9 protein-coding genes are annotated in these 12,831 nt (G+C 64.3%); 4 read left to right on the forward strand and 5 right to left on the reverse strand.

Annotated features, from left to right (window positions below):
- Positions 1 to 169: 169 nt before the first annotated feature.
- A complete protein-coding gene (glgX, locus tag ABIC21_RS02495) occupies positions 170 to 2,272 on the reverse strand; it encodes a glycogen debranching protein GlgX (protein WP_354348844.1) in 2,103 nt (700 codons plus the stop codon).
- Positions 2,273 to 2,443: 171 nt separating this feature from the next.
- Between glgX and ABIC21_RS02500 the strand changes: the two genes are divergently transcribed.
- On the forward strand, positions 2,444 to 2,668 hold the full coding sequence (locus ABIC21_RS02500) for a three-helix bundle dimerization domain-containing protein (protein ID WP_354348845.1): 225 nt from the start codon (positions 2,444 to 2,446) through the stop codon (positions 2,666 to 2,668).
- 45 nt (positions 2,669 to 2,713) lie between these two features.
- Here the strand turns inward: ABIC21_RS02500 and ABIC21_RS02505 are convergent, their stop codons facing one another.
- The 3 genes from ABIC21_RS02505 to ABIC21_RS02515 form a co-directional block, all read right to left on the reverse strand.
- Positions 2,714 to 4,546 carry a pyruvate kinase gene (locus tag ABIC21_RS02505; RefSeq protein WP_354348846.1) on the reverse strand — a complete coding sequence of 611 codons (1,833 nt, stop codon included), beginning with the start codon at positions 4,544 to 4,546 and terminating at the stop codon, positions 2,714 to 2,716.
- Between the two features lie 183 nt (positions 4,547 to 4,729).
- Positions 4,730 to 6,253, reverse strand: a complete 1,524-nt coding sequence (locus ABIC21_RS02510; RefSeq protein ID WP_354348847.1) for a CYTH and CHAD domain-containing protein — start codon at positions 6,251 to 6,253, stop codon at positions 4,730 to 4,732.
- A 488-nt stretch (positions 6,254 to 6,741) separates the two neighbouring features.
- Positions 6,742 to 7,038 carry a hypothetical protein gene (locus ABIC21_RS02515; RefSeq protein ID WP_354348848.1) on the reverse strand — a complete coding sequence of 99 codons (297 nt, stop codon included), beginning with the start codon at positions 7,036 to 7,038 and terminating at the stop codon, positions 6,742 to 6,744.
- Positions 7,039 to 7,262: 224 nt separating this feature from the next.
- Here ABIC21_RS02515 and ABIC21_RS02520 point away from each other — a divergent pair, with 224 nt between their 5' ends.
- From ABIC21_RS02520 to ABIC21_RS02530, 3 genes are all read left to right on the forward strand, one after another.
- On the forward strand, positions 7,263 to 7,832 hold the full coding sequence (locus tag ABIC21_RS02520; protein WP_354348849.1) for an SRPBCC family protein: 570 nt from the start codon (positions 7,263 to 7,265) through the stop codon (positions 7,830 to 7,832).
- A gap of 10 nt (positions 7,833 to 7,842) precedes the next feature.
- A complete protein-coding gene (locus ABIC21_RS02525) occupies positions 7,843 to 8,007 on the forward strand; it encodes a three-helix bundle dimerization domain-containing protein (protein ID WP_354348850.1) in 165 nt (54 codons plus the stop codon).
- Positions 8,008 to 8,809: 802 nt separating this feature from the next.
- Entirely contained in the window at positions 8,810 to 9,439 is a 630-nt protein-coding gene (locus ABIC21_RS02530) for a GNAT family N-acetyltransferase (protein ID WP_354348851.1), read from the forward strand.
- Between the two features lie 42 nt (positions 9,440 to 9,481).
- Here the strand turns inward: ABIC21_RS02530 and ABIC21_RS02535 are convergent, their stop codons facing one another.
- Positions 9,482 to 9,982 carry a nuclear transport factor 2 family protein gene (locus tag ABIC21_RS02535; protein WP_354348852.1) on the reverse strand — a complete coding sequence of 167 codons (501 nt, stop codon included), beginning with the start codon at positions 9,980 to 9,982 and terminating at the stop codon, positions 9,482 to 9,484.
- Positions 9,983 to 12,831 lie beyond the last annotated feature (2,849 nt).

Genomic DNA, 12,831 nt, shown 5'->3' on the forward strand with positions numbered 1-12,831 from the left:
TGACCCAATAGCCGATAGGCCTGTTCACCATGCCATCGTCGCAGGAGCCCGCCAGACGGGCAAGGTCCTCGGCGTGCGGCCCCGAACCTCGCGTCCAGTTCTTGCCCAGCTACCGTGGGCGTCGAATGTACAGGTTCGAGTGCCGGATCGTGGAAGCATTCGGCCGGCGCTATTCATCGACGGAGCGGAGGATCCAGGTGGAGTGCGCGGGTACGTTGTAGACGGTGCCCGCCAGAATCTGTGCCGGCGCCGGGCCGTCCCAGCTGGTCAGAGCGACCTCCCACTCCGCGGGAAAGTACTCCGCCGGTGCGTGGTGCGGCACGTCGTGGGACGATGCGTTGAAGACGATGAGAAAGTCGTTTTCTGGTTCGTTGCGGCGGGTCCGGACGCCGTTGCCGCTCAGGTAGCAGGCGAGGGATTTTCCCCAGGACTGGTCCCATTGGTCTGCCGTCCGGGGTGTTCCGTCGGCGTTGAGCCACAGGATGTCGGGCAGCCTGAGGCCCTCGGCCGGGGCGACCGGTCTTCCGTCGAAGTAGGTGCGGCGCCGGAACACCGGGTAGTCCTGCCGCAGGCGGACGACTTTCGAGGTGAATTCGATCATGTCCTCGTCGGTGGAGGCCCAGTTGATCCACGAGATCTCGTTGTCCTGGCAGTAGGCGTTGTTGTTGCCTCCCTGGGTGTGGCCGAGTTCGTCGCCGTGGCGCAGCATGGGGACTCCCTGGGCGAGGACGCAAGTGATCATCAGGTTGCGCATTTGGCATGCCCGGAGGGCGGTGATCTCCGGGTCCGCGGTGGGTCCCTCGGCGCCGCAGTTCCAGGAGCGGTTGTTGGCCTCGCCGTCGCGGTCGTTCTCGCCGTTCGCCACGTTGTGCTTGTGGTCGTAGGAGACGAGGTCCCTCAGGGTGAAGCCGTCGTGGGCGGTGACAAAGTTCACGGATGCACTTGGTTGCCGGCCGTCGTCCTGGTAAAGGTCGGCGGAGCCGGTGAGGCGGTTCGCGAGTTCGGCGGTGAGACCCGGGGTGCCGCGCCAGAAGTCGCGGGCGACGTCGCGGAATTTGCCGTTCCATTCCACCCACCGCGGAGGGAAGTTGCCGAGCTGGTAGCCTTCGGGGCCGAGGTCCCACGGTTCGGCGATGAGCTTCACCCCGTCGAGCACCGGGTCGGAGTCGATCAATTCGAAGAACGCGGAGAGCATGTCGACGCGGTCCGAGGCGCGGGCCAGGGCAGGGGCGAGATCGAACCGGAAACCATCGACATGCATCTCCTCCACCCAGTAATGAAGCGAGTCCATCACCAGGCGCAGGACCGTGGGCGATCCGACGTTGAGGGTGTTGCGGGTGCCGGTGTAGTCCTCGTAGTTGGCCTCGTCTCCCGGGACCAGATGGTAGTAGGCGCCGTTGTCGATTCCACGGAAGCACAGATTGGGTCCGTCGGCTCCGCCTTCGCCGGAGTGGTTGTAGACGACGTCCAGGATCACCTCGATGCCGGCCCGGTGGAGGGCTTTGACCATGTCCTTGAACTCGGAAACCTGCCCTCCGGCCCGCGACACACCGGACGCCGCCGCGTAGGCGTTGTGGGGTGCGAAATAGCCGATGGGGTTGTAGCCCCAGTAATTCGACCTGCCGTCGCGGGGCTCATCATTGACGAATTGGTGCACGGGGAGGAGCTCCACCGCGGTTACGCCAATCCGCCTGAGGTGCGCAATGACGGAGGGATGCACCAACCCCGCATAGGTTCCGCGCTGGGCGGCGGGAACGTCCGGGTGCAGTTTGGTCATGCCCTTGACGTGCGCCTCGTAGATGACGGTGCGGTTCAGGGGAGTTGCCGGACGGGCGTCGGCCCCCCAGTCGTAGGCCGTGTCGACAAGGACGGATGAGAAGGTATGGCGCCGGCTGTCCGCCGTGTCGGGCGTGGACGGGTCGTGGAGGTCGAAGGCATACAGCTCAGGTCCCCAGAGGAGCCGGCCGTCGATGGCCCGGGCATACGGGTCCAGCAGGAACTTCTGCGGATTGTGGCGCAGGCCCCGTGCCGGGTCCCAGGCCCCGTCGACGCGGTAGCCGTAGCGCTGGCCTGCGAGGACGCCTGGAACGTGCACCGTCCAGAGTCCGTCGTCCACAGCCATCGGGTGCCGGGTTTCGATCCCGAGGCCGTCCACCAAGCACAGGTCGACGGCGGACGCCGAGGTGGAGGCCAGCGCGAAGTCGGCGCCTCCTGCCGTCAATGTCGCGCCGAGGGCCGCGGCAGGGAGTCGGAGATCCGGGAAGGCTTCCACGGGGCGATGGTACGTACCGAAGGTGAACGCCAGTGATACAGCCGCTCTTTCCGGGGTCCTATCGGATGAACATCACGGCCCCGGCGTCGGGACACTGCAGGATGTCGCGTTTGTGACGCCTACGCCGGTGAATTGGTTGACGCCGGGTCGGCCCGGGGTGACACTGGCGTGGTGAGCGAATCGGAAAGAGAAACCATTGTCCGTGCGGTTGTCGACCGGCTGTCAGCCCGCTTTCCGGAGGCGCCCCGGCCGCGCATCGCAGGTATCGTCGGAGAAGAGTACGAGTCCCTGGCCGACGGACGCATCAGAAGTTACATTCCCACCCTGGTCGAACACGAGGCCAGGGCCCGGCTCCAACGCGAATTCACCTTCGAGGCCTCTGACAGCCACATGTAAGCAGCAGCCTTCGCTTCAGCCCGGCATGGACTAAGGATTCAGGGTTCAGCGATCCCAAGCCCGGAGCCGGCGCAGCAGGCTGCGCTTCTTCTGCGTATGGTCCTGCATCCGGCCCAGAATGTCCGCCAACATGCTGATCGCCTCGTTGATGAACGGGCCTTTGTTCAGCATCACGCATTCGGCGCGCTGGGCCATCGCCGCGTCCGTCACCTCAGCACGCGAAGGCAGACCGGTCCGGGCCAGCGTGTCCAGCACCTGGGTCGCCCAGATCACCGGGACGTGGGCGGCTTCGCAGAGCCAGAGAATTTCTTCCTGGACCTCGGCCAGCCGTTCGAAGCCTGCCTCCACGGCGAGGTCGCCGCGGGCGATCATGACGCCGACGTCGGCCCACTTCATCAGCTCGAGGAGGATTTCGGGCAGGGCCTCAAACGCGGCCACTGTCTCAATCTTGAGCATGATGTCCAGGTCCCGGTCCTGTACGGGGTCCAGGCGGGCCAGGAGATCGCGGACGTCGGCCTCGCTGCGAACAAAGGACATGCTGACGATGTCGGCTAGTTCTTTGACGTGTTCGAGGTTGGCGAGGTCCTGCTCCGTCAGTGCCGGGACCGTGAGACGGGTATCGGGGAGGTTGATGCCCTTTTCGGCCCGGAGCCGTGAGCCCCGTGGAGCGGCGGAGATAATCTCAGCGGTCAGTTCACCGGCCCGGACACCGGTGATCACCCCGCCGATCTTGCCGTCGTCGAACCAGATCCTCTCCCCCGTCTTCACATCGGCGAAGACGCCGGGGAGGGTGCAGCCTATCCGGTGGGTGCCTGCGGTGTGGCTGTCGGCGGGGCTGAGGTCACTGCTGAGGATGATGGTGTCGCCGCGGCGGATCGTGAGGCTTTGTTCCAGTGCCGGCAGGTCTCCAACCGCCGTGGAGGGCCACGCTTTGGGGTGGGACTTCTTTCCGGACGGGGTCTCCGGGACGGCGGCGAGCCTGGTCCCGGGGACGAAATAGCTGGTGTCGTGCAGGAGGGCCAGGCACCCGTCCGGGCCTGCCCGGTCGACGACGAGGGTGCGGCGGGCTCCGCGGGCGTCTTCGAAGCTGACACTTTGGCCTTCGCGGAGGGCCGCCGCCCAGTTCTCGTCCTGGAGGGGAATCACGGGGAGGACGGCGCCCGTCTCCGGAGGGTGCCCCAGCCACACACGGGCCGGCGCGGTCACGATGCCGGTTTCATTCCGGGCCGGCTTGATGCGCAGGACGCGGGGACCGGGGCGAATGGGGCCCGTGCGCAGCTTGGGCCCGGCGAGGTCCATGGAGACCAGGCAGCGCTTGCCCGTGGCATTTTCTGCGGCACGGATGTTGTCGATCATCTGCCGCCAGGTCCCGGGGGCGTCGTGCGCGCAATTAATGCGGGCCAGGTCCATCCCCCTTTCCATCATGTCGTGCACGATGTCGGGTTCTGCGGCTGCTTCGCCGGGCAGCGTAACCATGATCCTCGTCCCGCGTTCCTCGGGCTCCGGGCCCAGGAGGTTCACTGCATTCCGGGCAAGCAGCTCCTCACCGTCGAGGAATTCCGCCTCCGCATCAGAGTCGCCATCGGCTGCCACCAGCCGCGTCAACGTCCGGGCCACGGTGTCGATACTGGGCAGTACCCTCGATTCGGTGCGCCCGAGCGAGGAGAGTCCGTGCTTGGCCAGACCGGACTGGAGGTCGCGGATGTCATGGCGACGCAGCTCCGTGTAGTGGATGAGGTTCCGGGCACTGTCGCGGTGGCGGGGAAGCACGGCCTCGATCCTGTCACTGTGCCGTGTTTCGGCGTGCCTTAGCGTCCGCCGGACGCGGTTCACGTCCTCCAGTAAAGCGCGCAGTTCCTGGATCTCAGCTTCTGTCACGGCTGTCCTTTCCGGGCCCGGCTGTCCTTTCCGGGCACGGCTGTCCTTTCCGGGCCCGCCCTCGGGCACGGTGAGTGGGGTATAAACCCTGTAGCCACGCCTGTTTGTCGGGCATGGGTCCTCCCCGGCGACGCTACCTGTCCCGGATGTCTGTCGGGTAAATCCGGGACGAGCAGTCGGTGACTATTTCCAGTCAAGGGATTTGGGCGGTGAGTTCTGCCATTCCCGGAAGAACCGGGTGCGGGCTTCGGTGCCGCGCTGTTGCTCCAATGCGTGGAGCCGCCCGTAGGTGAACCCGGCTCCGCCGTCACTCTCCCGGAGCACGGTGGCGAGTGACCGGAGTTTTTCCCTGATGACGACACTGTCCTGATGTTCCCCCAAAATTGTCTGGACTTCTTCCGCGGTCCGGGCAATCCGGGCAGCCTGTTTTCCGAAAACCGGGACGGCCGCCTCTGCCGCGTAGCGGAGGCGTTTTGCGCTCTTCCGGACCTCATGCAGCGCCGCGCTGGCTGACTCTTCATCGGAAACGCCGGCGAGGCTCTTCACTGCGCCCTTAAGGCGCTTCCGTTCCGCGTTGACGAGCCTGCCCACCGTCCCAGGGGCCTTCATGTGCGCCCGCCCGGACAGTGGAGGGGCGGCCAGGAAGCCGTCAAGGGCATCAAGAAGCCGGAAGTACCGGTCGCTTTCCATGGCAGCCACGCCTTGCGCGAGGGCAGTTTCATACGCGGGCCCGAGCTGGTCCCCGAGGTAGTCTTTCACCGGTCCCATGATCAGATCCGGGGGTTCGGCGCTAATGAGCTCGTTCAACTGGCTCTGCATGACTTCAAGGTCCCGGGCCGCGCCCACGGCCCCGGCGAGCCATTGAAGTTCTTCCCGCAGGAGCTGGGCGGTCCCTTTGTCTGTCAGCTTGCGGAAGCTTGCCAACACCGAACGCATCCGCCGCGCGGCCACCCGGAGCTGGTGCACGGCGTCCGGCGCTCCCTCCCTGACTCCTGGGTCATGCGATTTCATCGCTTCGACCTGCTCGTGCAGGTACGCAAGCAGTACCGCGGATGCCGGGCCTTTACGTCGCGGGCGGGGCGGTGGGGTGATGTGGGCCGGACACCGGTCGCCGAGGGCTCGGGCCAGTTTGGAGGGTAGCTCCGCCGGCTGGTGGCCTTGCAGGGCAAGCACCATGTCGGCGGAATCCAGCAGCTTCCGCTGCCCCTCGCCCAGTTCGATCTCCCATTCCCGCCACACGGCACTTTCCGCCGGTTCAGTGAGGATCCTGGATTCCACCCGGTCGTCGCTGAATTCGGCCAGGACCGTTCCGTCGGCCGCCAGCAGGGGAATTGCCGTGCGGCGGGTTTTTAAGCGTGCGACCGGCACGAGTTCCTGATTCCGGGTATGGACCAGCACTAGAGCCTTCAACCGCGGGGGCACCGAATCCGGATCCTTGTTCAGCGGCTCCGTGATTTCGACGCGTTCACCCTCGGCCACAGGCACTTTCAGGTGCCATCCTGCGTCCTTGCCCCCGGTCCGCCGGCGCAGCGTGATTCGGCGGGCCGCCAGCGCCAACGACGCCGTGTCGAAGTACACGGCATCAAGCCTTTGATCCGCGGCCGCCCCCACGCTGTCCACCCCGGCGATCGAGGTGAAAGCCGGCAGCTCAGCAGAATCATCGACGTCGTATTTTCGCTCAACTTCCACGTTCTCGGTCCCGGGCATGTTCCATGGTAGGCCGGGCAGGTTTCCCGGGGGCGTGCCCAAAGCCCTCAAACACAAGCCAGGCTGGACGGTCCGACCCAGATGGGCGGACCGGTAAGACCCGGACGGCTTGAAAGGATGTAGTCCACAGCCGCGGGCCCGGTCATCCGCAGTCCTGGCCGGACGTAGCGCCGGTTAACGCGGCGGCGTTCCCTGAGGCCCAGACCCGACATTGCCGCCCAGAATTCCCCGCAGGGTTTGGGGCGCAGAGAGCGAAGGTCGCACCAGCTGATGTACACCCCGTACATCTCGTCCTCTGTGAGCCCAGGGTCACCCGCTGTGTCTGCGGCAATGCAGTCCGATATGAAGCCTGCGAAGTCCCTGGACGTCATGGCTATTCGCTCCTACTTTCTTGACTAAAAGGCCGTTCAGTGGCTCGTGTGAATCCAGCCAGCGAGTGAGGTGACCGCTGCGGCCTCATCGAGCGGGGGCCCGGTTCCTCCGGCAGGTCAGCGTTCTTCGGCGTCCCACTCCGGCTCGTTCAGACACTCGACGTTGCCGGCCGGGATCCATGCCCAATGCGGGCTCATGTCATCATCAGCCCACGCGACGAAGACGTAAGACGGATGGGCATCCCACCGCGCCGCCACAGCGTAAACGTCCACCGTGGTGCCGTCGGCCAGTGGCAGGGCCGCCAGCACGCGGGGGTAGTCCCCGTAAGCCCTCGACCGCGCCTCCTCGGAATCGCGTCCGGGGTCCGGCCTCAGGTACTCGTACGTTTCGCCGTCGAGCGTAAACGTTGGCATGCCGCCAGCGTAGCCAGCAGAGTTCAACACAATGAAAACGTTAGGGGAACTCAAGAAGAACCCGGTGCGAGCCCGAAGGGAAATAGCCGACTATGAGCCGGCTAATGAGTCCGGCGACACCAGCGCTCCTTGCTCGAAACCCTGGTGCTGGCGCCCATCCCGTCCCGGAGGTCACATTCTTGCCGGCTACCGCCGGAAATGTAGCCGGCCGATAGCTTTAGTACATGAAATCGTTCGACCCGGAGACCCTGATCCTTGCCGGGGCCGGCACTGTATGGGGCATCATCACCGACGGAGGAAACTACGCGGTCTGGGATTCCGGGATCGCCGAAGTCAAGGGCGAGTTCAGCCATGGCGAACGGGTACGGCTACGGACGCGGGCCGCCGGTAAGCGGACCTTCCGCGTTCGGGTCTCCCTGGTTCCATCCAGAGGCATGAGTTTGTCGTACGGCCTGCCGGCGGGACTGCTCAAGGTCGTGCGCACGTTCGCGCTGACCGACTACACCGGAATGACCCTTCTGCGGGTTACGGATACGGTCTGCGGTCCGCTCGGGGACCTGGTCGGGAAAACACTGCCCGGCACCGACCTCGCCCTGACCGGCTTCCTCGACGCCGTCAAATTCCGGGCCGAGCTGCTCAGTTTTCATTTCGAGGGCGGAGTCCTTCCCGGCCCGGCTGAGCCCGCCGCTCCGGATGCCGGGACCCGACGCCCGCAGCTGACCGGAAGGCACGCGGTGTCGCACCCAGCGTGTGAGCGAAGGAGAGAACGAATTAACCATCCACAAGGTTGTTGACCGGCTGGTCGTGAGGTTTCCGGATGCTCCTAAACCGCGCGTCGCAGAGATCGTCCGTGAAAAATTCGCGTCGCTAGCTTCGGGGAAGATTCGGATCTACATCCCTACGTTGGCCGAGAACGCCGCCCGAGACCGGCTCCACAAGGAGTTCAACATCGTGGCCATCCTGGACTGATAAGGCTTCCGGTCTTCGCCCCGGCCGGCTGCAGGCGCCGGGCCCCGCCAGCCTCGGCGCGACAGCGTCGGAGGGCTGCCCCTTAGCTGATCCCCATGGTTGGCGACATCGGAGAGTTGTCCCAGGGGCTGAACGGGTTGCCGATCCAGTAGCTGCCCGAGGGGATCGTTTCGCCCCGAATGACAAGGGGGGCGGGACCGACGGTGGCTACAGCCCCAATCCGCGCGGCGGGCAGTACGACACCGCCGGCGAACCATGGGGCGGCGACCATTTCGAGACCGGAATTCCGGCGGAATCCACGACGGCGAGGTCCCAGCCAATCTCGGTCCGTGGCTATAACCAACGGGATTGCGGTTGCCTCCACGCTCCCAACGCCCCCGCCAAGACCCTGACCGGGTCGCCTGCCCGCTCAAGTTGAACGAACAACTTGGCTTCGGCGTCCACGAAGGGGGCGATGCCGCATGTGCAGCGCATGACTGTTGAGGGAGCAAATTGGCCACCCTTCATTGGAGCCGCGATTGCTCCGGGTGGCGGCAGTCTGCTCCGAGAACATCTGGTTCGGTACGGGCCGTGTTCAACTATGCCAACAGCGGCCAGCGAACCGGGGTGTCCGAACGCCGGCATTAGCCGTCAAGTCCTATTCGTGCGGGGTTTGCGGGCTCGGCGGCCCATGTTTACCCGGTAGTTGTCCAGGTTTTACCGGCGGCCGTGATGATTTCCGGAGCAACCGCACGCAAACGGATTGAACGGCCAGGCAGTCAGCCGGCACCACGTTGCCTTCCTCCAGCTCCGAAAGGCCGCCATGGCACTGCGTCTCCCCCGCACTTTGCCGACTCTTCGCACTGCTACCGGGCGTTTCGTCCTGAGCCCGTTCACTGACGCACACGTCGAGCCGCTGGCGCACATCCTGGCCAATGACGACATCTGGGCCCAAGGCTTCGGCGACGGAGATCACCGCCCGGGAACGCATGACGAGATCGTTGCGTACATCCAGCGCCGCTACGAGGGCCTGCAGGTCTTCGCCATCCACTACACCGGCCTGACCGGAGGGCCGCTGTTCGTAGGCACCACAGGCATCACCGAATCCCACGCGCGCACCGAACGGGCAAAGATCGGCCGGACCGTCATCAGCCCCGCATTCTGGGGCATGAAAGCAAACCACGAGGTAAAGACGGCACTGTTGGACTGGTTGTTCGCCCGCGGCGCCGGCCGGATAGAATGTGACGTTGACCCCAGAAATCACCGCTCCCTAACCTCGCTGACCCGTTTCGGATTCACTGTCGAGGGCACGCGCCGACGCTCCTCCCAGCGCGTCGACGGGACTTGGCGGGACATTGTCATTCTGTCTCTGCTGACCGAAGAATGGCCTGCGGCCAGGGAACGCACGCTGCAGGGTCTGGCCGCCCTCCCCCCCGTCGAATTCGCCATCTGAGCTCCCCGTGCCGGGCTTCCGCTTGGGGGTCAGAACCCGGCACTACTTTGAGGCAGCAATTGCCGAGCTACAGCGGTGGCGGGGGGGCGGGTCTGCAGCCCGTTCGGCGCGCCAGGGGACGCGCCACTCCGGAGCCTCCCAGCCATCCATGATGTAGATCCGCTCGTGCGCAACCTTGTCTCCCCTGAACTCCAACAGGTTGACGGCAAACATCCAGGGTGCGCCGTCATAGCTGATCATGTTCTCCACCACGACCAGATCGTCCCGATGAGTGATCCGCCGAGTGTGGAACTCGAGCCTTGCAGGGTACTGCCGCCGCCATTCACGGCAGTTCTCCACGCCTTCGAACCGCTCGCCGGACTGAGGGAATTCAAGAACCGCGTCGTCGTGGTAGATCTCGTGGGAAACGTCATCGTCCATGCCTGCGTACTCCCAGTGACGCCGCAGCGCCGGCATGAGGGTCGCATCATCGAGCATCACGCACCTCCTGGTGCGGGAAATAGTGTCAACTTCAGCGAGAAGACTCGGGTCTTCCGCGATCACAGCTCAGGTTCATTGAGACCCACGTTCGGAGCGTCCGAAGGTCCGGTGATGGGAGAAGTGATGTCTGCGGCGGCGGGTTAACTTTTGCGAAGGCCATGGCAGAAAAAAGCACCGGTTCCTGCAGATCGCCCTCGAGGCCGGCCCCGCCTACGCACTGGCCAGGCTCGGCGGGCTCATGATCAGCTCCAGATAGGTTGCCATGTCATGCCGTTCCCTCGGCATTCCTGCCTGAACTGTTATCAGAGCGGAAATTCCGGACCGGCTGCAACCCAAAGTCGATCTAAAGAATAGCCAGTAAATCATGTTGTAAGCGGCTTTGGCCACCATGAAGTGGTGAACGCGTAAACCCAAGGGATGAGGATGGACACCCAGAACGCACCCCGGAGGGCGGTACCCGGCCTGCCGTAGGCAGGCGCTCCCCTAGCAACCGAATAGGCGGTTCCGGACCCCACACACCCGGAACATCAGATCAGAGGCGAGAGTGTGCACAAAGTGCACACGAAAAAGCAACAAAAAGCCACTGACCTGCGGAAACACTGTGCCCGAGGTGGGACTCGAACCGGGTTCCAGCCCTTGCAAACACTGGACTCCCGCCGAAACATACAGAATCCGGGCCAGTCCGGCGCCGATACGGCCCAGTCCATGACCCAAAGTGTGGACACTGTCCACACCCCCACTCGCCCCACCAAGGCCTCCCCAAAACAGCCGTACCCCGCATCGACAGGGTGCGGCGCTTCTTTGTCCTGAAAAAGCCTGATCCAGCTGGAGAAGTTCAAACGGGGCTGCGACCGGGCCCTGCCCGCGCTCGTTACGGCCTCCCGGGCGTACCCGCACGGCGTGCTGAGTCTCCAGGCTCTGCATACCGACTCCACCTCCCTTCATCCCTTCATGGTCCGATCGGTTGACGGCTGCATGACCGAGCAGCTTCCCTCAGACCCCACTTCGCGTACTCGGTAAACTTCCATCAACGTATCGACGGAATCCCCGTGGCCCCTGTCCCCCACTGGCCTACAGCGACCCGTCTAATTGGAAGTTGGTGGCGCCGGTTCCCTAGTTTTGCCGCGTGGGCCAGGGGCAATTCTGACGCTAGAGACGCGCTGCCCATGCTGTGCAGATATTGGCGGCCACCTCAGGCACGCGCATGCAAAAGCGTCCACTTTGACGCGAACGCCAGAACCGTCGTTAGGCAAGGCAGCAGTCCACATAAAGACACGCTCCTGGCGACCGAACTATCCACTAGAATCCGGCATCGTGTCTAGCCAACGGTTGACCGCTGCGACTAATTCTTCCCGGCTCCCGGCATAACCGATTGTACGTTCGCAGCCTTCCGGCGATCCCGCGATGATCCGGGCACGGAAGGGGGCGGGACTCTCAGGCTCCCTCCAGACGCGAATCACCAAGATGCCTGTGGGAGGCGAGCCACCGTTTGGCCTCTCCGGCCCCTCGAACTCGATCCCGCGCATCCAATCAGCTCCAATCGATCCGGCCAACGAGTGGCTCTGGTGACCTGGTTCTCCACAGTTGGGAGCTCGGTCTCAATTGGCACACTTACACACCTACCTTGAGGTTTGCTGCGCCGACACAGCACCTGCGGCGGAATGACCATTGCGTGGTCGGACACCTTGGCACGTCGGGGGACTGGGCCGAGTAGGTTATTTTCGCCCGACCACCACAGCGGGGCACGGCTCCCTGAAGATGCACGCCGCCTCGCACTAGCCATCGGCCACCTACTTCCTCACCGTTCGGCGAAGTTCGTGGGCGCAATCCGGACCACGTGCGGGCAGTACCGCCGTGCCATCGAATTCCCGGTTGAGACTGCGGATCGTCGCTGCTAGAGCTGTTCCGCCTCTTCGCACTGGAGCCACCTCTCGGCACCGGAGCTGTATTTGTCGGCACCACCATGGGCCGCGACGGCCATGGACAATATCAACTAAGCCTTCGTCAATCCTGGCAAATTCGTGGTGACACTGAATCCCTGGCGGTTTCCTGGCCAGTGAGCCTGGGGCCGTGTCCTGGAAGCAAGACCGGATCGATATCTTTGGAGCCGGAACCGATAGCGACATGTGGCACAAGTGGTGGTCGGTCCGCCCGACGGTCCGCCCGCGCGCGAACGTCTCTACTGCCCCGGACGTTGCTGTGAACACCGCTTTATAGCTGATGCGGGGAGCCTATGCAATGGTTGGTATCGGCGTGGAACGGGTGTTTATCGAAAATCTAAACCTGCCCACCCCCAACGAGGCCGACGTCGGGCGTTGCGTTCGCGGGGCATCGACGGCCGAGTAGAACCAGCACTTTGCCAGCCGTAATAGCGCCGGCAACAACGACGTCGTGGTGTACTACCTTCGGTCATAGCTACCCCCGTTCAACGGTTGCGCCGCCCATCCCGCTGGCCACCCAGGCGCGCAACGGTGGCGCTACTCAATGGACTCTCGGCCACGAGGTGGGGCACGTCCTGAACCTGCGGCACGTCAATGACAACGACAGGATCATGACAGGAAACGGCACCGGCAACATCACCAATCCCCCACCGGATCTGATCACACTAAGGTATCCACCATGATCAATCGGGACCAGTAGCCGGGGCCGAGATGCCAGGGAAGGGCAAACCATGATGCCCGCCGAGAAGCCTGCCCCTGGGCTGATGCCCGGCGAAATACCGAGTTCAAAGATGGCGATGTACCGGGGGCGGGACTGATGCCCGGCGAAAGCCCCTGACAGGCATCGGACCGCGACCTTAATCAAGAGGCCTACTCCATCGATTCGCGGGTACTAACGGGTGGCCGGGGAGACGATGACCACATCAGGCGGGCGAAGCCCATGAAGCAGGGTCATCGCAGCGCTTAGCAGAA

The sequence above is a fragment of the Pseudarthrobacter sp. PvP090 genome (assembly GCF_040547365.1).
Taxonomy (GTDB): domain Bacteria; phylum Actinomycetota; class Actinomycetes; order Actinomycetales; family Micrococcaceae; genus Arthrobacter.

Bases quoted from the DNA above. Each gene is read 5' to 3' on its own strand.
- ABIC21_RS02510 (WP_354348847.1), bottom strand. From the start codon at position 6,253: ATGCCCGGGACCGAGAACGTGGAAGTTGAGCGAAAATACGACGTCGAT.
- ABIC21_RS02515 (WP_354348848.1), bottom strand. From the start codon at position 7,038: ATGCCAACGTTTACGCTCGACGGCGAAACGTACGAGTACCTGAGGCCG.
- ABIC21_RS02520 (WP_354348849.1), top strand. From the start codon at position 7,263: ATGAAATCGTTCGACCCGGAGACCCTGATCCTTGCCGGGGCCGGCACT.
- ABIC21_RS02530 (WP_354348851.1), top strand. From the start codon at position 8,810: ATGGCACTGCGTCTCCCCCGCACTTTGCCGACTCTTCGCACTGCTACC.